General features: G+C 34.2%; 16 protein-coding genes. 3 read left to right on the top strand and 13 right to left on the bottom strand.

The genetic code is table 11. From position 1 onward, the window contains the following. Nucleotides 1–4: 4 nt before the first annotated feature. From ACSVH9_RS07640 to ACSVH9_RS07605, 8 genes are all read right to left on the bottom strand, one after another. Nucleotides 5–4339 carry a CusA/CzcA family heavy metal efflux RND transporter gene (locus ACSVH9_RS07640; RefSeq protein ID WP_438063199.1) on the bottom strand — a complete coding sequence of 1445 codons (4335 nt, stop codon included), beginning with the start codon at nt 4337–4339 and terminating at the stop codon, nt 5–7. Nucleotides 4340–4434: 95 nt separating this feature from the next. After that, on the bottom strand, nt 4435–4839 hold the full coding sequence (locus ACSVH9_RS07635) for a hypothetical protein (RefSeq protein ID WP_438063198.1): 405 nt from the start codon (nt 4837–4839) through the stop codon (nt 4435–4437). 93 nt (nt 4840–4932) lie between these two features. Further along, nucleotides 4933–6312, bottom strand: a complete 1380-nt coding sequence (locus ACSVH9_RS07630; protein ID WP_438063197.1) for a sensor histidine kinase — start codon at nt 6310–6312, stop codon at nt 4933–4935. 12 nt (nt 6313–6324) lie between these two features. Then, nucleotides 6325–6987, bottom strand: coding sequence for a response regulator transcription factor (locus ACSVH9_RS07625; protein WP_438063196.1), 663 nt, complete (start codon nt 6985–6987; stop codon nt 6325–6327). A gap of 2 nt (nt 6988–6989) precedes the next feature. Next, on the bottom strand, nt 6990–8306 hold the full coding sequence (locus ACSVH9_RS07620; RefSeq protein WP_438063195.1) for a DUF3570 domain-containing protein: 1317 nt from the start codon (nt 8304–8306) through the stop codon (nt 6990–6992). 38 nt (nt 8307–8344) lie between these two features. Further along, nucleotides 8345–8554 (bottom strand): DUF4266 domain-containing protein, encoded by a 210-nt coding sequence (locus tag ACSVH9_RS07615; RefSeq protein ID WP_438063194.1) that lies wholly within the window; start codon nt 8552–8554, stop codon nt 8345–8347. Further along, complete coding sequence (locus tag ACSVH9_RS07610) at nt 8554–9534, bottom strand: FAD:protein FMN transferase (RefSeq protein ID WP_438063193.1); 981 nt, start codon at nt 9532–9534, stop codon at nt 8554–8556. The genes ACSVH9_RS07615 and ACSVH9_RS07610 overlap by 1 nt, the downstream gene beginning before the upstream one ends. Beyond that, on the bottom strand, nt 9531–9968 hold the full coding sequence (locus ACSVH9_RS07605; protein ID WP_438063192.1) for a thioredoxin family protein: 438 nt from the start codon (nt 9966–9968) through the stop codon (nt 9531–9533). Before ACSVH9_RS07605 ends, ACSVH9_RS07610 begins: the two co-directional genes overlap by 4 nt. A gap of 180 nt (nt 9969–10148) precedes the next feature. On the opposite strand from ACSVH9_RS07605, the gene ACSVH9_RS07600 reads away from it, so the two are divergent. Both ACSVH9_RS07600 and ACSVH9_RS07595 read left to right on the top strand, forming a co-directional pair. Then, the gene (locus ACSVH9_RS07600) at nt 10149–12245 is read left to right on the top strand and encodes an LTA synthase family protein (RefSeq protein WP_438063191.1); all 2097 of its coding nucleotides are present in this window, start codon (nt 10149–10151) and stop codon (nt 12243–12245) included. 40 nt (nt 12246–12285) lie between these two features. Continuing rightward, nucleotides 12286–13062: a YoaK family protein gene (locus tag ACSVH9_RS07595; RefSeq protein WP_438063190.1), complete on the top strand. Its 777-nt coding sequence runs from the start codon at nt 12286–12288 to the stop codon at nt 13060–13062. Here the strand turns inward: ACSVH9_RS07595 and ACSVH9_RS07590 are convergent. The 5 genes from ACSVH9_RS07590 to ACSVH9_RS07570 form a co-directional block, all read right to left on the bottom strand. Further along, nucleotides 13043–14023 (bottom strand): YeiH family protein, encoded by a 981-nt coding sequence (locus ACSVH9_RS07590; protein ID WP_438063189.1) that lies wholly within the window; start codon nt 14021–14023, stop codon nt 13043–13045. The genes ACSVH9_RS07595 and ACSVH9_RS07590 overlap by 20 nt on opposite strands. A 74-nt stretch (nt 14024–14097) precedes the next feature. Next, nucleotides 14098–14994, bottom strand: coding sequence for a LysR family transcriptional regulator (locus tag ACSVH9_RS07585; RefSeq protein ID WP_438063188.1), 897 nt, complete (start codon nt 14992–14994; stop codon nt 14098–14100). Nucleotides 14995–15023: 29 nt separating this feature from the next. Continuing rightward, nucleotides 15024–17051: a hypothetical protein gene (locus ACSVH9_RS07580; RefSeq protein WP_438063187.1), complete on the bottom strand. Its 2028-nt coding sequence runs from the start codon at nt 17049–17051 to the stop codon at nt 15024–15026. 93 nt (nt 17052–17144) lie between these two features. Beyond that, on the bottom strand, nt 17145–17891 hold the full coding sequence (gene fabG / locus ACSVH9_RS07575) for a 3-oxoacyl-[acyl-carrier-protein] reductase (protein WP_159685293.1): 747 nt from the start codon (nt 17889–17891) through the stop codon (nt 17145–17147). Nucleotides 17892–18149: 258 nt separating this feature from the next. Then, the gene (locus ACSVH9_RS07570; RefSeq protein WP_438063186.1) at nt 18150–19319 is read right to left on the bottom strand and encodes a proline dehydrogenase family protein; all 1170 of its coding nucleotides are present in this window, start codon (nt 19317–19319) and stop codon (nt 18150–18152) included. A 92-nt stretch (nt 19320–19411) separates the two neighbouring features. Between ACSVH9_RS07570 and aroB the strand changes: the two genes are divergently transcribed. Continuing rightward, entirely contained in the window at nt 19412–20479 is a 1068-nt protein-coding gene (gene aroB, locus ACSVH9_RS07565) for a 3-dehydroquinate synthase (protein WP_438063185.1), read from the top strand. Nucleotides 20480–20500 lie beyond the last annotated feature (21 nt).

Here is a 20500-nt window from a genome sequence, read left to right as displayed (position 1 = left end):
TAAACTAAAAATTAAGGTAGTGTAATTCTAATTGATTGCTGTTGAATTGCAGCACAGCTTCTACATATTCTATTTTTATCGCCACAGCATTTTCTAAACTTTGAATGTATTGAAAAAAGTCAATTTCTCCATTTTTATAGCTGCTATTCGCCACTTTGATGATTTCCTCAGATAATTTTTTCCCAGTAGCATTGTAATAATTGATGCTTTCTTGGTACTTGGCAATTTCATTTTGCTGTTGACGAATAAATTGCGTCATTTTTTGTTCTTGATTAAGCTTTTGCTCTTCCCAACTTTGCGATTCTAATTGTGCTACTTTGGTTTTGGATACATTTCCTGAAAACAAAATAGGAACCGCAATACCCACTTGAAAACCATACAAAGATTGTGACAGACCGTTATTTCGTCCTTGAAAATATTCCAAATTCAAATCGGGTAACCAATGTTGTTTTTGTAAGCTAATCTGAGATTTATACATTTTACTAATACTCTCTAAATAAGCAACATGAATAGCTTTATTTAAGGTAGTATCCAAAGTAGCCATTGGTACTAATTCTTTCTCAAGAATGCTTATTTTTTCGTCGGATTGTACCAAAGCTTGCAAGGATTCGTACTGTGCTTTTTTCTCAAAGTTAATTTGCGACAGCTTGGTTTTAATTTGTCTGTATTTCGATTGTGCTGTAATTTTTTCTAAATAATTAGTTTCACCCAATTCAAAACGACGGTCGCTGGCTTTAGAGAAATTTTGGTACAAACTATCTAAATAAGAATACAAGCGTTCCTGATGTTGCCAATACACGATTTGCTCATAGGTTTTGGCTACTTGCAGTGAAAGTTTGTTTTTTTGAAGTTCATAATTGGCCTTCTCTTTCTCAAATTCTGAGGTATTCGCTTTCTTTTGCACTCCATAAACGGTAGGAAACAAAAAGCGTTGTTGCACTCCGAAAACTTTCAACGGTAGATTATTCAAGGCCAAATTGTTTTGGTCATACGAATAATACACATTGGTTTTTTCGAAGGTAAAACTGCTTTTAATGTTTTCTTGCATTTTATTGACTTGCAATGCTGCCGCTTTAATGCCTTTGTTGTTTTCAAGAGCTTTGGCAATTACCGCTTCTCGTGACATATTGGTGTTTTGAGCAAATCCAAAACTACTGGCTAACAAAAACAAAATAGCAGTAAGGTGCTTTTTGCCTTTTTTCAATTTGGGTCTTTTGAATTCTTTTGAATCAAAAACTTTAAAAAGAATTGGCAATACAATCAAGGTCAATACCGTAGCTGTAAAAAGCCCGCCAATTACTACCGTTGCCAAAGGACGTTGCACCTCTGCTCCTGCTGAGGACGAAATCGCCATTGGTAAAAAACCTAAAGCGGCGGCGGCGGCTGTCAATAGCACTGGACGCAAACGGTCGGTAGTTCCTTTCAAAATTAAGGCATTCATATCGGTCATTCCTTGATGTTTTAGTTCTTTAAAATGTTCAATAAGCACGATTCCGTTCAATACTGCAATACCAAAAAGGGCAATAAAACCAACCCCTGCCGAAATACTGAAAGGCAAATCACGAATCCACAACAACAAAATTCCTCCCACTGCCGATAACGGAATCGCCGAATACACCATCAAAGCTTCTTTCATAGAACCAAAAGCAAAATGCAACAGTATAAATATCAACAATAAAGCGATAGGAACAGCAATAAGTAATCGGGCTTTGGCACTTTCTAAATTTTCGAATTGTCCGCCGTATTTCACATAATAACCTGCTGGTAATTTGATTTGTGTGTCTACAATTTTTTGAATATCGGTCACCACACTTTGTAAATCTCGATTTCGAACATTAATTCCAACTACAATACGTCGATTGGTATTGTCACGTGATATTTTGGCTGGACCTTCAGCATATTCAATGGTAGCCAACTCATTCAACGGGATTTGAACGCCATTAGGAACCGTAACATATAAGTTTTTCAAGTCCTCAATACTTTTTCTGTTGCTTTGGTCTAAACGAATCACCATATCGAATCGTTTTTCGCCTTCAAAAACATTTCCCACTACTTTTCCAGCAAAGCTCAGCGCGATGGCATCGTTCAAATCTTCAATATTCAAACCGTAGCGTGCAATTTTGGAGCGGTCGTATTGTACATACATTTGAGGCAAACCTTCTGTTTTTTCAATAATAACATCAGAAGCACCAGGTACTTTTTTGATGGCGCGTTCTATTTCGTGCGCTTTTCTGGCCAAAACATCCAAATCGGTTCCGAAAATCTTAATCGCCACATCAGAACGTGTTCCAGAAATCAACTCATTAAAACGCATTTCAATAGGCTGTGTAAACTCGATTTCCATATTCGGAATTTGGGCGTTTAAGGCTTCTTTGATTTTATCGGCCAATTCATCTTTGGAAGTGGCAGAAACCCATTCTGATTTAGGTTTTAGTTTCACAATAATATCACTTTCCTCCATCGACATTGGGTCGGTAGGGACTTCTGCAGCACCAATTCTAGATACGACTTGCTCTACTTCAGGGAAATTTTTCAAAATAATTTTCTCCATTTTAGTAGTGGTTTCGATGGTTTTGGTCAAAGAAGTTCCTGTTTTTAGTACGGGCTGAATCACAAAATCTCCTTCGTCTAAAGTGGGAATAAATTCGCCTCCCATAGTACTAAATAAAACTCCCGAAAACACCAATAACGCTAGGGCTCCGTACAATACTTTTTTGGTATTTCCCAAAGCCCAAGTAATGGAAGGCAGATACCAAGAATTTAATTTACGAATGAGCTTCTCTGAAATTGAGTTTGGATTTTCTCTTGTTGGTTTTAAAAACATCGAAGCCACAACAGGAACATAAGTAAAACAGAAAATCATCGCACCAAGTAAAGCAAAGCTAAACGTCATAGCCATTGGTTTGAACATTTTTCCTTCGATACTTGACAAAGACAAAATCGGAATGAAAACAATCAGAATGATTAACTGACCAAAAATGGCAGAATTCATCATTTTAGAAGCGCTTTTATAGGTGATTTGGTCAATTTCTATTTGGCGATTTTCTTTGTTTAATCCTGCCAAATGTGCGGAATTTTGGGCGATTTGAAAGGCAATAAATTCTACTATAATTACCGCTCCATCGATAATAATTCCAAAATCAATGGCACCCAAGCTCATCAAATTGGCATCGATTCCGAAAATGTTCATAAACGAAATGGCAAACAACAAACACAACGGAATCACAGAAGCCACGACCAATCCAGAACGCCAATTTCCTAGCAATAAAACCACCACAAAAATTACTATCAAACAACCTAAAATTAAATTCTCGGCTACCGTAAAGGTGGTTTTTCCAACGAGTTCACTTCGTTCTAAAAAACCATTGATATACACGCCTTCTGGCAGTGATTTTTGGATTTCGGCTACTCTATCTTTGACATCACTAATGACTTGTTTTGAGTTGGCTCCTTTGAGCATCATCACTTGTCCGAGTACCTTCTCTCCTTCTCCATTTCCAGTAATCGCTCCAAAACGATTGGCGTGGCCAAATTGTACTTTGGCAATATTTTTAATCAAAACGGGAAGACCATTGGTGTTTTTAACCACAATGTTTTCAATATCCTGAATGCTATTGACTTTTCCTTCGCCACGAATGAAATAACTCTGATTCGTCTTTTCAATATAAGCCCCACCAGCAATGCTGTTATTCTTCTCTAAAGCGGTAAAAATTTCAGTCAAGCTACAATTCATCGCCTTTAATTCCGAAGGACGAATACTGATTTCGTATTGCTTTAAATAACCACCCCAAGTGTTGATTTCGACCACCCCATTGATTCCAGACAATTGTCTTTTCACAATCCAATCCTGAATCGTTCTTAAATCGGTTATGGAATAGTTGTTTTTAAATTGTGGTTTTACCTCCAAAGTGTACTGATAAATTTCTCCCAATCCAGTGGTAATTGGTCCCATTTCGGGTGTACCAAAACCTTCGGGGATTTTTTCGGAAGCCGCTTTTATTTTTTCGGCAATTAATTGACGAGGCAAATAGGTTCCCAAATCGTCATCAAAAACAATCGTTACGACCGATAATCCGAATTTTGAAATGGAACGAATTTCTTTTACGCCTGGCAAATTAGCCATTTCAATCTCGACAGGATACGTAATAAATTGCTCAATATCTTGAGTCGAAAGATTTCGTGAAGTGGTAATCACTTGTACTTGATTGTTGGTAACATCAGGAACCGCGCCAATAGAAATTTGGAATACAGAAAACAATCCGAAACCAAACACGCTCAAAGTAAACAATAATACAATGAGTTTGTTGTTGATAGAAAATGCTATGATTTTATTCAGCATACTAGTAAATTAAAAATTATACGTTAGAATCATTAGAAAACCAATAACTCACAAAATAGTACTTATCAAAAATATGATTAGTAACAAAATAACTTTTAAACTAGTTTAGGTGGTTGCCAAATAGCACTAAATACATTAGAAATATACCATTCTTTGTAAATCGGAAGTGATTGATTTACAACTACTCGTATAGGGTTTTTTAAAGTAAAAATAGATTGAGGTTCCTCAAAAGCCAAGACAACCGTGTCGAGATTTATGGTTTGACTTTTGAAAGGCAAGTTTTCGTGCTTATCGTGACCATCAGTATCGGTGTGTTTGTTTAAATTATTGTAGTGACTGATGGTAAAATCTATAAATGAAAAGGCTTGTTCTTGGTTGTGATTTTGATGTTCTAAATAATGCTGAATCAAATTGGGTATTTTGAATAACTGCCCTATTTCTGTGTTGGAATACACAAAAACAAATAGAAATAAAAGGGTCGTTATTTTTTTGACAGACATATACAACTACTTTCAAATGGTTACAGCGTCAAGCTTTGGTACAAAAGTAAGTGGTAAATATATGAAATATCTTAAGAACGGCTTAAAAAGAGATTAATGAAAACTTAAGACTACTTTAGTTCCTTTGCCCGTTTCACTAAAAATTTCGATATCCATAGGGAGTAATTCTGCAATTCGTTTCACTATAGAAAGCCCTAACCCAGAACCTTTTATAGTAGGATGATTAGTGGCATCAGAACGATAAAAAGGGTGGTAAATTTTATCTAAATCGGCTTTGACTATACCTATTCCTTGGTCTGTAATAATACAATGAGTACCATTTTCATCTTTATTTAATGCGATTGTGATTACCGTATTTTCTCCAGAATACTTGATAGCATTACTAATAATATTGCCAATAACAATGGCTACTAAGTAATGATCCGACTCGATATAAAAATCTGAAGTAAACTGGCTATTAACCATTATTCTCTTTGATTTTATTTTTTCTGAATACAAAGTTAATGTGTCCAAAATAAGCGCGTTCAAATAAACCTTCTCAATTTTTAATCGTTGTTTTTGGTTTTCGAAACGCGCCAATAGCAATAATTGATCAACCAAGTTATTTACACGATTGACTTCTTTGATACTGTATGCAATTTTTTCTTCGTACTCTGCTTGTGTTCTTGGTTTTCGTATCAAAACCTCCAAAGTACCTTTCAAAACGGTCAGTGGCGTTCTTAATTCGTGGGAAGCATCTGAGGTGAATTGTTTTTCGCGCTCTACAGCATTTTCTATTCGATCTAGCAAATCATTGATAGTTTTCGAAAGGGTATAGAGTTCATCTTTGTTTTGAGGTAAAACGATGCGCCCTTTTAGGTTGTCTTTTGTAATATTACTTGAAGTTTCTGTAATAGCAGTAACGGGTTTTATACTTCGACCAGCAATTAACCGTGCAATAAGAAATAGTAGAATGAGTATTAAAGGAAATGAAACTGAAAGTGTGTTGCGCAAATTCGTTAAAATCATTTGTGCATCATCTAAAGACATTGCGATAAACAAATGACCTATAATTTTCTGCTCGTCATAAAGCGGTACTTGAATCTGACGAATAGGTTTTTTATTAAGATAAGTATCGATAAAAGTATTATCAAAAGTGGTTTTGTACATTTTAAGCTGGAGTCCTTTCAAGTTGGGTGACTTGTCAATCAACTGATTATTACTGTCAAAAAATTGTACGAATACAGGATTTACCGTCACCGTATTGTGTTCTCTTGCACGCCACTGATCAACTTGAATTAAGTAGGTATTATTGCGATCGATTTCAATTTCTTCTAAATGCTTTTGAATTTCGGTTTGAATGTCTTCATTAATGTGCGTGTTCACATTGTATTTCATACTTTGATAAATCACAATGAAAACGACAGAAATTAAGAGCCCTGTGCTCAAAATATAGTTAAAGGCAATTCTGTCTTTGTATGAAAATGAAAACATATTTATGAAAAATTAATCATTCGCAATATAGCCAACGCCACGAATAGTTTTAATGAGATCTTCTTCTTTATTGAGATTGAGTTTTTTTCGGATAGCATTCATAAAAACATCAATAACTCCTGTATCATATTCAAAATGAATATCCCAAACGTCCTCAATAATTTGATTTCGAGTACAAACTTTTCCTTTATTTTTGACTAAATATACTAATAATTCATATTCGCGTTGCGTAAGATTGACTTCTTGATTGCTCAGTAGCACTTGATGTTTAGAAGGGTCAATAGTGATAGTGCCTAAAACCAATTTGTCATTAGAAGCCGTATTTCTAAAATGAATTTTAATTCGTTCAATTAATTCATCAAAACTAAAAGGTTTCTTGATGTAATCATTCGCTCCAGCTTTCAAACCTTCTATGGTTTCTTGTACAGTATCTTTGGCTGTCAAAAACAAAATTGGCGTTTGATTATCTACTTTTCTTAGTGCCTTGCAAATATCTATTCCGTTCATTTTCGGGAGCATCCAATCTAGTAAAATGACGTTTACTTTTTGCTCTAATGCCAAAGCTAAACCAGCTTCTCCATCATAAGCCACCAATACGGTATAGCCCTCTTCTTCCAAACCTTGCTTGAGGAAATCTGCAATTCCAACTTCATCTTCTACAATAAGAATTTTCATAGTTACTGCATTAAAAACTTGAATCCAAGTGAGACAATATCAGCTTTCAAACCATCACTCCTATCGTAATGATTGTATCTGAAATCAATATTTTTCAAGCCAAATTTCCAAATTTTTGCTCCTGTAAAAATATCGGTATAATTGACTCCAAATCCATACTGATTGGCATCAAAAGCAGATAAATCATAGTCTGAAGTATAATATCTATCAGAAGATAAATGCGTATTGATAGGCGCAAAATAGTCAGAAGCGGTTTGTGTATAATAACGATACATCGGAAAAACCGTAAAGCGATCCGTTAGCTTGATTGGTAATTCGATACTAGCGGTATGCGACTGTATTCCCCAGTTATCAGAATAGAAACGATAATAGGTTCGCAAAACAAAGCGTTCATTGATGTAATAATGCAACCTCGCTCCTATTGGTAATTTGAATCTTGAATCTGGTAGGCGTTCAATATCATTAGCCAATTGAAAATTATTAATAAAGGAAGCCGACACATCTTTGAAATACACCCTTTGATAAGGCGTAGATAGCAAACCTTGTTGTTGTAACACATCCAAAAACACCGAGGCTTGCAATTTTTTATTGATTACCTGAGACAAACTTAACGATACAGAATAAGAATTTCTTTTCTTATCCTTATGAAATTCGAATTGACTTGGATTATAGGCTGTATTTCCTGTGATAGTAAAATAATCAAATATTCCGCCGTTTAAGTTATCTCCATTATTTTTGAAATCCTGCAATTCTTTCGGATAAATGGGTTTCCAAGTATCCAAATACGCACTAGCAGAAAGGCTTACTTCAGTATTTTTATCATTAAATTCTTTGGTAATTCCACCGCCAAATCCAATAGAAGAATAATCATATTCAACTGAAGCCGAAACGTGGGCATTCCAAATCGTGTTTCTGTCATCAGAGCTAGCTGAATACGATAAAGCCAAACTTGTCAATTGGTCTGATTGCGATGCTCCCGAACTAGATTGCCAAGGGTTTGGTGTATTACTATCAAAAGGATTAATATTACTTGATGATGCAGATGAATAAGCAGAAATACCTATGTCAGCCGTAAGTACTTCATCATCGCTTAATGGCATTGCTACCACTATTGCAGCCGTAATATCTGTCAGATTTTCGGTTCCACTTCCTCCAGAAACAGCTGAATGTATCCCATCTTGTTTGTAGTAGCTTAACAAGAAATCAACTTCGGTAGTTTCTAATACTCTTTTCTTAAATCCAACTGCTGTAGAGTCTTTCTGTTGCCCATTGGCAAAGAAAACAATACTCAGTAATAGAATGAATAGGGCTTTTTTCATTATTTAAATTTCAATTAAAAATAAATTATTTCAAGGCTTTAGTTGCATCCACAACCGCCACCAGTTTTTCCTCCATTAGCCCCAGCAGAAGCTTCTCTGTAGACCTGAAAAGTGGTTTCATAGCGTTCTGATGCTCTTGCAGCAAGCTTCATATCAGGGTCATTTATAGCTACTTTTTCATATTCTTTTACAGAAGTACAAGATTGTAAAGCAGCTACCAGTATACTAGCAAAAAGTATTTTTTTCATTAGTTAAATTTTTTAATATCTATATTTTTAGAGGTATGTATTTCCCCTTTATCGTCAACAATTATGCATCCGATGCCTTTCAGTTGATTGACTAAATCCAAACCTACATCAACTCCCAAAACAAAAATTCCTGTAGCTAAGGCATCTGCAATCTCTGTTTGCTTGGCAAAAACAGAAACACTAACCACACCTTGTGCTGGATAACCCGTTCTTGGGTCAATGATGTGAGAATAGCGCTTGCCGTCAAAAACCACATATTTCTCATAACTGCCTGAAGTCTCTACCGCACTATTTTCGAGTGGAAAAGTGGCAAACACTTTACTTTTATTCATTGGATTGACAATCGCTACAGTCCAAGGTTTGCCAGTGGTTTGATAGCCCCATGCATTAATATCACCCGAAACATTTACAATTCCAGAAGTACAACCTTTTGATAACAACAAGTCTTTGATTTTATCAGCGATATAGCCTTGACCAATACCGCCTAAACCCAATTTAATTCCTTTTTCCTTCAAGTAAATAGTCTGTGCTTTGGCATCTAAAACAATTTTTTGATAGCCAATTCTAGCCACCGATTGTTTAATCGCTTCCGGAGTGGGCATTTCCTTCATACTCCCATCGAATTTCCAAATTTTATCCATTGAAGCATACGATATATCGAAGGCGCCAGAAGTAAGTTGTGATACTTTTATTGCGCGTTCCACCAAATCATAGACTTCTTTATCAACTTTTACAGGTTGAATGCCAGAATTTTTACTCACTTGAGATATTTGCGTGGTTGGAATCCAATCCGAAATTAGATTTTCAATACGTTTAACTTCGGCAACAGCCATATCAATATAGATGTTGGCTTGAATTGTATCCTTAGCAACAACCGTCATTTCAAAGGGACTTCCTAGCATATTCAATTTTCGCTTGTGGGTCACTTGCCCAAAAGCGATTACTGATGTTAAAAGGAATAAAAGAATTATTTTTTTCATTTTTTCTCTAACGAATGAATCAATTGAATATAATCACTGGCAGGAACATTTTTAAAACCTGTCATTCCTAACACTTTCCCAGTTTTGTCTAATAGTACTACTAACGGAAAGCTTCCTCCACGATTGTATTTTTCGGCTAATTTTTGATTAGCAGCGGTTAAATCGGGAGCCAATTGATTCGCTTTTTTCTTAGGAAAATCGGCTTTATAAATGACCCAATTCTTCTCTGCTTCTTGTTTGAAGGCTTCTGATTTCCAAACTACATTATCTAACTTCATACAAGGTGCACACCAATCAGAACCAGAAAATACCAAAACGATATTTTTGTCCTCTTTAGTAGCTTCTGCTTTTGCATCATCAAAATTGGTACTCCAGTTTTGAGAAAAACCACTTGCGGTCAAAAAAAGAAATAATAGTAGCATCGTATTCTTCATATAAACATTTGTTAAATTTACAAAGTAAAAGTATTATATTTATAGTCAAACTCAACTCTTTATTAGTTATTTTAAGGGAATCTTAATTTTAGCTTACTTTAAGCAAATCTTAAGTTAATCTTAAATGAATCTTAAACCAATTAGAAAAAGACAAGTATAATTTTGAATAAAAAATAAAGAATGCCATTTTTAAAAAAATTTTCCCCGTTTTACTACCTATCCCTTTTTTATCTTAGTATTAGTTTTGTGTTAAGAACTGTGTTACTAGTTCACCCTATTACCCAAAGTTCATTTACTTTCACTGAAATAGTTACAATTTATGGATTCGGCTTGTGTTCTGATGTCTTTGTATTCGTAATCGCTAGTGGATTTCTTTGGCTTTACTTAATTTTCCTCTCCAATTCAAAATACGACAAGCCGTACGGATACATTATATTTGGAGTATTACTGTCTTTACTAGGTTATGTGACGTTAGGAAATACTATTTTGGATGAATATGGCGGCGGTTTACCCAAAATTGGAATTGCCTTTATTGGCATCAAAACCTTATTATTTGGGCTATTTCTATTCCTGCCTCAATACCGTGAGCGTTTGCGCTTGTGGATGTTTAGTTTTGTTATCTTTTTGTATGTTTTACTGCTTTTACAAAACGGCATTAGTGAATACTTTTTTTGGAACGAATTTGGAGTAAAATACAACTTCATTGCGGTCAATTATTTAATCTACACCAATGAAGTAATTGGCAACATTATGGAATCCTATCCTGTGATTCCTATTTTTACCGCATTATTTATAGTAGTTGGAGGCATAACTTTTTTTATTGTTAAAAGAACCCAAAGTTATTTGGTTAAGCTTCCTACTTTCAAAGAAAAAATAAGTCTGTCTTTGGTTTTCTTGAGCTTGTTTGCGCTTTCGTTTTGGGCAATTCCTACTTTAGCAAAAAAAGAAAATTCGACCAATATTTTCACCAATGAATTACAATCCAACGGAATTTATAAGTTCTATTTGGCATTTATGAATAGCGAATTGGATTATTTCAAGTTTTATAAAACATTGCCAAATAACGAAGCATACGCCCTGTTACACGATTTACTACCAGGAATTAAAGGAACAACTACTCAGAGAACTATTACTTCTGACAGTTTAGAAATTAAAAAAAATGTGGTGCTTATTACTATTGAAAGCTTAAGCGCTGATTTTATGAAAAGATATGGCAATGAAAAGAATATCACCCCATTCTTGGATAGCTTGGCTGACAAAAGTTTAGAATTTACCAATTTATATGCTGTGGGAAATAGAACCGTAAGAGGCTTAGAGGCTTTGACACTTTGTTTGCCACCAACAGCTGGTGAAAGTGTGGTAAAAAGAAAAGACAATAAAAACAAGTTTACTACAGCTTCTATTTTTAAAAAGAAAGGATACAAAGTAAATTATTTGTATGGTGGAGATGCTTTCTTTGATAATATGGAATCTTTTTTTGGAGGAAATGGTTATAACATTATTGATAAAAAAACATTTACTCAAAGTGAAATTAGCTTCGCCAATGTGTGGGGCGTTTGCGATGAAGATATGGCAAAAAAAGCGATTCAAACTATGAATGCTGATGCAAAAACAGGAAAACCCTTCTTTTCACATTGGATGACTGTTAGTAATCACAGGCCTTTTACCTATCCGAATAACAAAATTGATATTCCAGGAGATGCTAAATCTCGTGAAGGCGGCGTAAAATATACGGATTATGCCTTGCGACAATTTTTTGCAATGGCAAAAAAACAGCCTTGGTTTACCAACACCATTTTTGTAATTGTATCCGACCATTGTGCTTCAAGCGCTGGAAAAATTGAATTGCCATTAGATAAATACCGAATTCCAGCTTTTATCTACAATCCGAGTAAACCAAAAGCTGTAAAATACACCCAACTAATGTCTCAAATTGACATTATGCCAACTCTTTTTGGTGTATTGCATTTTAACTACCAAAGTAAATTTTATGGACAAAACGTACTACAACCTAACTATCAACCAAGAGCTTTCATAGCTACTTATCAGGATTTAGGTCTAATTAAAGAGCAAGTATTAACTATTTTGTCTCCTAAACAAAAAGTAAAGCAATTCGATTTAAAAATGATTCTGAATTCAAATGTTCCGAAGGTTTATGAATCGCATTATGACGAAATTATATTAAAAAATCCAAACCAAAAACTCATTAATGAAACCATTGCTTACTATCAAACTTGCTCAGAAATATTAAAAAATAAGCAATATCAAAAAGAATGATTTCTGAAGGGTTTATTGTAAATTTGATAAAAACCAAACTATGTTTCGCCACCAAGGAAAAAGTAGAACATTCAGTCATAATTTACGACTAGCAACCCTACTATCTTTTGTGGCTGGAGTTGTAAATGTAACTGGAGTACTCGAGATTCAAGTACTCACCACAAATGTTACAGGACATTTCGCCTACTTTTCCGAGCAAATAATGGAACATCAATACTTGGCAGCATTTGCTTTTTTTGTATTCATTCTTTTCTTTCTACTAGGAGCTTTTACTTCAAATTTTATTGTAGAATTAATGACTAAGACGAAACCCGAATTCTCGCACGTCATTCCGTTATCGATAGAAATTGTTTTATTATTCATTATTGGATTATTCGGAGCTTCTGCTGATGCGACAAACCTTCAGGGGAAAATAATTGCTTTTACGTTGCTTTTTGCCATGGGACTTCAAAATGCCTTAGTGACTCGAATTTCGCAATCAACCGTAAGAACAACACATCTAACGGGTTTGTTTACAGATTTGGGTATAGAATTGTCACAATTGTTTTTTTACACCCAAATTGAAGAAAAGAAAAAACTAAAAAGAAACATTTTTCTGAGATTATCGATTATCACTTTGTTTTTCTTGGGCTGTTTTGTGGGTGGCTTGTTATACCAAATCATAGCATTAAAAACCCTTTTCTTGGGATGCTTATTTTTGTTCATCGCTTTGTTTTACGACTATTTTCGATTAAAAATTTATTACCTCAATCGAAAGAAAAATTCATATTTGGAACGTTATGAATGGAATAAAAACATTAATGAGCATAATTCATAATTACCAGCAAAGCCAATCCAGCGATAAAACCCCACAATAGAATCCCTTGCAATAAAGGTTTGATTCCAACTTGCTTTAAACTTGTAAAGTTAAGCCCCGCTCCTATTAAAAAAAGAGTTATAGTTAAACCAACTTTTGATACCGATACCAAAAATGGAGCTACTGTAGCAACGGCTGGAACATAAGTATTTACCACCAAAGCCAAGATAAATAAAAAGATAAAATAAGGAATGGTTACTTTCTTTTTGCCATTTTTGAACAAATAAGAAGAACCAATGGCTATTGGAATTATCCACAAAGCTCTAGCTAATTTTACTGTAGTTGCGACTTGAAGTGCTTCTGCACCAAATTTATTAGCAGCGCCAACAACAGAACTCGTATCGTGTATTGCAATAGCACACCACAATCCAAATTCGTTTTGCGACAATTGTAACCAATGTCCAATGACAGGGAACAAAAACAAAGCCACAGAGTTTAAAATAAAAATAACTCCCAGAGCTACTGAAGTCTGATTTTCTTTAGATTCCACTACTGGTGCTATGGCTGCGATGGCGCTTCCTCCGCAGATTGCTGTACCACAAGAAATTAAATGTGCTATTTTTTTGTCAATTCCTAGCCATTTACCTAAAAGAATCCCTAGAAATAAAGTAGAAAAAATAGAAACAATAGTAAAAACTAATCCTTCTTTTCCAGCTGCTATAGCACTGTGTAAGTTCATTCCGAAACCTAGTCCGATAACGGATAATTGCAATAAAACTGAAGTCGCTTTGTGATTTAAATGCAAAAAAGGATGCCCTGAAAGATTCGCTATTATTAACCCCAGAAGTAATGCAATGGGTGGTGATACAGAAAAAGTAAGACAAACTATTAAGAGAAGAACAAAAAGAATTTGTTGATTCGTTCTAGAAAGATTCAAAAAGTGTGTGGGTGAAACGGCATTATGTTTTGATGTAGTATCCATCGTAAAGTAGTTTAAAATTACTTTACAAAGGTCTGACGAAAGCATTTAAAAAGCCAATACCAAAATACAATTGACTATAACGACAAGTTATAATAGTTCGAAATATTCCGAATGAACAATTCCGATAAAGTATCTGATTTCCCAACTAAAGTGATGCTATAGAAAAATCGTTCGATAATTAAATCTTCTACATCCATAACAATTAATTCTTTGTTTTTCAATTCTTTAGCAACAGCATGAATCGATATAAAAGCAAAACAATCCGAATGCAATAAATAAGACTTAATACTTTCTGTACTACCTAATTGCATCTCGATTTGCAAATCGGATAATTTGACATTACGTTGTTTTAGGGCGTATTCAATAACTTCAAGTGTTCCAGAACCTCTTTCTCGAGTTATCAAACGGAGTGTTTTTAAGGCCGCAATAGTGATTTCATTAGTTTGTGCCAAAGGATGATTGGCTCTACAAACCAATACCAATTCATCTTTCAAAAAGGGGACATATTTAATCGATTGATTTTTAGACTGCCCTTCTACTACTCCAACTTCAATTTCCTTGTTGAGTAATGCATTTTCAATTTGCTCTGTATTGCCATTAATTAAATGAATACTTATTCCTTTTTCTTTTTTGTGAAATTGCGCTAAAATTGGAGAAATAACATATTGCGAAAGTGTTGTGCTTGCTCCAAGTCTCAATAATCCCTGGCGTTTGGTCACAAAAGAGCTCATATCAAACTCAATCTCACGATAAATATCAAAAATAGATTTGGTATGTTGCAACAAAAGATGACCCGCTGGTGTTAAGGCAATTTTAGAACCATTTCGTTCAAAAAGCTTCGTTTTGTAGGTTTCTTCTAGTTCTTGAATGTGCTTTGAAACGGCTGGCTGACTGATATATAATTCCGCAGCCGCCTTAGTAAAATTAAGTCGAATTGCTACGGTATAAAATACTTTTAGCCTAAAATCCATTTGTTACATTTAAAAAAGTCCATTTAAAACTATAATAGCCCGTGATATTTACGCACAAACCATTCTGTTGACAAACAAATTGCAATCAAAATTAAAAGCCAAATCCAATCAATCAAAGGTGATTTGATGGCATTCTCTTTTTCAATCGCTTTGTACGATTCATCTGCAAGCAATTGTTGTATCAATTGTTCGATTTGCGAAGGAAGAAATACTTTTCCTTTCGTTTGCTCGGCTAATTGGGATAATTTGGTATAATCAGGCGCAACAAATTGTTTTTCGATATCAAAATCTAGAATTTCAAAACGTCCTGAATAACTGGTTTTGGTATTCAATTCTTTTACAGTAAAGGTATAACTTCCAGCGGAAAGTCCATCTAAATTGACTTGATAAGAATTGGTTCCTTTAAGTAAATCATAATTTTTGGTTTGCTTATTTTTTACGTTTGTAACAGAAATAGTTAGTCGCGCATTGTCATCAAACTCATAATTTTTATTAAAAAACTGAGCGGTAATAGCAATTGCTTCTCCTGAATTATAAAAGTTTTCGTGAGTAACGACCAAAGATTTTTTTGAACTATTAGAAGCTAAAAACTGAATGGTTTTATCGATAAAAACATCATATTTTTCAAATGATTGCTGGTCCACGTGGGATTGTAATCGCCATTTCCAGCTATTTTCTCCTAACAAATACGCAGCTCGTTTTCCGCCTGTTTCAGTAAATGCTAACAAAGGTAAACCTGTATCTATACTTCGTATTTTGGAAGAAAGTAAAACCGTAACATTCTCTTTAGCGTTAATGGTACCAAAAGGATGTGCTAAGGGAGGAAAACTTTCAAAACCTATATTTTCCAACGCAAACAAATTGAATTTTGTATTGAATGACGGTAAGAAATCTTCTTTTTGATTGGTTACTTTAAAATCCAAATCATTTTGTTGTTGATTCAGAAAATTAAAATCTGTAGTCATTCCTGTAACAACTAACGTATTAATACCAGCGGCTTTAGCACCATCAAAAATAGATTTGAAACTTGCATTGGGTTGGTATAAAATCAAAACATTATAATCCGACAATGATTTGATTTCTTGAGGCTTAATAATACTTACTTTACGTTGTGCATTAGTTTCAATAGCGCGTTTAAAAGCACTTAAATCAGGATGATTAATTGCCGAAACCAATCCAACAGTTGTTTTTTGGTCCAATACTTCAACAGCAAAATTCTTGGTGTTATTGTAATTATTTTTTTCTTTTACACCAGCAGTAATATTGGCTTTGAATAAATGCAAGCCAATTTTATCAGCAGGTAAAAAAACGGTAACTGTCGCGGTTCTTTGTCCAGCAGTAAAACTTACCGCTTGTTTTAAAATCGTGTTTTTTCCTTCTGAAATTGAAAAGTTAGCCGTACTCAAACGCTTTCCAGAATATTGAACAAAAACTTCTACTGGGAATTTATTCTTGTAAAATGCATATTTATTAACATTCAACTGGCTGATTTTTAAATCAAAAACAGCAGTGGTATCCCCCAGAACTACTGGAAAAACACTATTTTCTGAATCAAAACTATAAACATAGTCATCTCCAGAAGTTTGGTTTCCATCTGTGAGCAACACTGTAGGGTAACGAAGATTTTTATTCAAATTCTTCAAATCTTTGGCAACAACATCCAACTGTGTTTGTTTTCCTTTAAAATTAAAGGTATCTGATGGTTGCAACGTCGCATCAAACAAAAAGGGTTGTACTTCAAATTTATTTTGTAACTCTTTATTAGAAACCAATGCTTCATACACTTTTTCGGCTTGTGCATTAGCTTTTAAAAAAGAAATTGAACTAGAATTATCGACAACGATAGGCAATGGTGTTTTGATAATTTCTAATTCTGTTCTACTTATGATAGGATTTATCAATAACAATAGAAGACCAAAAATCGAAGCAAAACGCAAAAAAGCCAAAAGCCAATACACTTTAGATTGACTTTTGGCTTTATATAGGTATTGAAAATACGACAAAACAGCAGCTATAACTATTGAAAGAATCAGTAATAGAAGGGTGTTTGTTGTCATATTTTAATTATAATTGTAACATATTCTATCAATATTCTGAGTTGTTTTCAGATTCAATACTGAATACTAAAATCTGAATACTGAATACTTTTTTTAGGTAAGCATTCCACCACAAACGTTCAATACTTGACCTGTAATGTAAGCACTCATATCTGAAGCTAAGAACAAGCAAGCATTAGCAACATCCTCAGTAGAACCTCCGCGTTTCAATGGAATACCTTCTCTCCAACCTTTTACTACATCTTCACTTAATTTTGCAGTCATTTCAGTTTCGATAAAACCTGGAGCAATAGCATTACAACGAATGTTTCTCGACCCTAACTCCAATGCTACAGACTTAGTAAATCCTATTGCACCTGCTTTAGACGCAGCATAATTGGCTTGACCAGCATTACCAGAAACACCAACAACAGAACTAATATTGATGATAGAACCTGAACGTTGTTTTAAGAATGTTTTTTGAATCGCTTTTGTCATATTGAAAACCGACTTCAAATTCACATCGATAACTAAATCAAAATCAGCTTCAGACATACGCATTAACAAGTTGTCTTTTGTGATTCCAGCGTTGTTAATCAAAATGTCAACTGTTCCAAAATCAGCCAAAACAGCATCAACAAATTTTTGTGCTTCTTCAAAATCAGCTGCATTAGACTGATAGCCTTTTGCTTTGATTCCCATTGCGTTCAATTCATTCTCTAAAGCTTCTGCAGAGGCAACAGATGAACTATATGTAAAAGCAACATTAGCACCGTTTTTTGCAAAAACTTCAGCTATTCCTTTTCCAATTCCACGACTTGCACCAGTAATTATGGCAACTTTTCCTTCTAGTAATTTCATTTTTAGTCAATATTTGTTTTTCGAAAATGGTTCACTCAATTTCTTCTTAATTTCAGAAAAAGCTGATTTCACTTTCAAAAGATTAATTATTTTCAAGAACTATAAAATCTTTTCTTTTAATAGGTAAGTATCAAAAGCATTTTTGGAGTGCCAAATATAAGATATTTCCTTTTTAAAAAAAATTAGCCTCCATTATAACCATCATTGCAATGCGAACTACAAAAAAAGTGGTTTGCACCACTTCTTGTTTTGAATGAATTATTTTTCTTTTCTTCTTTTACGCTCTGCTTTTATCATCGATAATTCACGACTGGTTTGTCCAGCCACAGATGTATTTTCTTCTGCACGTCTAATTAAGTACGGCATCACGTCTTTAACTGGACCAAAAGGTAAATATTTAGCAACATTAAATCCATTTTCGGCAAGATTGTAACTGATGTTATCGCTCATTCCATACAATTGACCAAACCAGATTCGGTTATCATTGCTTTTGATACCCTTTTTCTCCATCAATTCCATCAATTTATAAGTACTCAATTCGTTATGAGTTCCTGCAAAAATCGACATACTATCTAAATGCTCCATCATATAGGTCACCGCCGCATCATAATTCTCATCAGATGCTTCTTTTGACGCACAAATAGGCGTTGGATAATTCATTTCTTGAGCACGAAGATTTTCTTTTTCCATATAAGCACCACGAACCAATTTCATTCCAATAAAAAACTGATCGCGTTTAGCTTCTTCGTGTATTTTCTTCAAATAATCCAAACGATCCCAGCGGTACATTTGTAATGTATTGAAAATAATCGCTTTTTCTTTGTTGTATTTACGCATCATATCGGTAACCAAATCATCTGCTACATCTTGCATCCAGCTTTCTTCAGCATCAATAAGTAAAGCGACATCTTTAATGTAAGCTTCTTTACAAACAGCATCAAATCGTTCAACAACTTTATTCCATTCTATAGTTTCTTCATCTGTCAAAGGCTTTTTCTGACCTAATTTTTCATACAAAGCCAATCGCCCTAAACCAGTAGGTTTAAACACAGCAAAAGGAATCGCCAGTCTTTCCTTAGCAAATTCAATAGTCTTTAAAGTCATTTTTAAAGCAGCATCAAATTGCTCCTCTTCTTCTTTTCCTTCAACAGAATAATCCAAAACAGAAGAAACTCCTTTGGTATACATTTTATCAACAACCGTCAAACAATCGTTTTCATTAACACCACCACAAAAATGATCAAAAACAGTAGCTCTAATCAAGCTTTCTACTGGTAAATTAGCTTTAATAGCAAAATTTGTAACCGCTGTACCAATTCTAACCAAGGGTTCACTAGCAATCATTTTAAACAAAAAATAAGCTCTATCTAGTTCTGTATCACTTTTTAAAGCAAAGGCAACTTGTGTATTATTGAATATATTTTTCATTATTTGTTAAATTTTAATGCAAATATAGCTAGAGTTTTGAATTCTATTAACTAAAAATTGCCTTATTTTGCGACTCAAATAATTTGGAAATTATGCAAACTATTACAGCCAACAACTACCCTATTTATTTTAATGAAAACGCCTATGAACATTTGAATCTTTTTTTGAAAGAAAACAAATATTCTAATCTTTTTATCATCGTTGATAGCAATACTACCGATAGCTGTTTGCCAAAGTTTTTACCTTATCTAGAAACTGATTTGACAATAGAAATCGTTGAATTTGAAGCGGGAGAGATCAATAAAAACATAGAAACGTGTATTGAAATTTGGAATGTATTGACGGAATTAGGTGCTGATAGAAAATCGTTAGTAATTAATGTTGGTGGTGGCGTAGTGACTGATTTGGGCGGTTTTGTTGCTTCAACTTTCAAGCGAGGTGTTGACTTTATTCATGTTCCAACAACGCTTTTATCTATGGTAGACGCTTCTGTGGGCGGAAAAAACGGTGTAGATTTAGGTAATCTAAAAAATCAAATAGGTGTAATTAATGTACCAAAAATGGTATTAATCGACACCGCTTATCTTGAAACTCTTTCTCAAAGCGAAATGCGTTCAGGTCTCGCCGAAATGCTAAAGCACGGATTGATTTATGATAAAGAGTATTGGGAAAAGTTTTTAGACCTAACTTCTATTGATTTTGCTGATTTTGACGCACTTATTCATCGTTCTGTAGCTATCAAAAACGAGATTGTAATGCAAGACCCTACTGAAAAAGGCATTCGTAAAGCTTTAAATTTCGGTCATACTTTGGGGCACGCCATAGAAAGTTATTTCCTTGAAAGCAAAGACAAAACGACTTTACTGCACGGGGAAGCTATCGCGATAGGAATGATTTTAGAAAGTTTTATTTCATTGAAAAAAGGGCTAATTTCAACAGCCGAATACCAACAAATAAAACAAACGATAAATAGTATCTACGATAAAATTGTTTTTGAAGAAAATGATCTTGATCCAATCTTAGAATTATTGATTCACGACAAGAAAAATGAATACGGAACCATTCAATTCGCCTTAATTGAAGGTATCGGAGCTATAAAAATAAATCAATTGGTTGAAAACGAATTGATTCTTGAAGCCTTCGAAGATTACAAATCTTAATCTTTTTTTTAATAAAAAGCA

Source organism: Flavobacterium sp. RSSB_23 (assembly GCF_051547145.1).
GTDB lineage: Bacteria > Bacteroidota > Bacteroidia > Flavobacteriales > Flavobacteriaceae > Flavobacterium.
The sequence above is the reverse complement of the archived record's forward strand: the minus strand, read 5'-3'. Positions and strand labels throughout refer to the sequence as shown.